We start from the raw sequence: 387 nt of genomic DNA, 5'->3' as shown, positions 1-387 counted from the left end.
TCTGCCGGACGGCAATCTGGAGTTTTTGGGCCGCAACGACGACCAGGTGAAGATCCGCGGCTTCCGGATCGAGCCGGGTGAGATCGCGGCGCGGCTTTGCGAGCACCCGTTCGTGCGCGAGGCGGTGGTGGTGGCGCACGAGGGCCCCGGCGGCGAGCAGCGTCTTGTCGCCTATGTGGTGTGCGCGCCGGAAGCAGCTTCGAACGGGCTGGAGGGAAGCGAGCTTGCCGGCGCCTTGCGCGCGCACATAAGTGCGCACCTGCCGGAGTACATGGTGCCATCGGCGTTCGTGCGGCTGGCGGCGCTGCCGCTGACGGTGAACGGCAAGCTGGACCGCAAGGCGCTGGCTGCGCCTGCGGATGAGGCGTATGCGCGCGCCGCCTATGA

At 69.3% G+C, this 387-nt stretch carries 1 protein-coding gene; it reads left to right on the top strand.

The features are described 5' to 3' along the window. A partial coding sequence (locus CWO91_RS42480) for an AMP-binding enzyme (RefSeq protein ID WP_130221204.1) occupies nucleotides 1–387 on the top strand: 387 nt, incomplete at both ends.

This window comes from Bradyrhizobium genosp. SA-3 (assembly GCF_004212635.1).
Lineage (GTDB): Bacteria > Pseudomonadota > Alphaproteobacteria > Rhizobiales > Xanthobacteraceae > Bradyrhizobium.
This window is presented reverse-complemented; position numbering and strand designations above follow the sequence as displayed.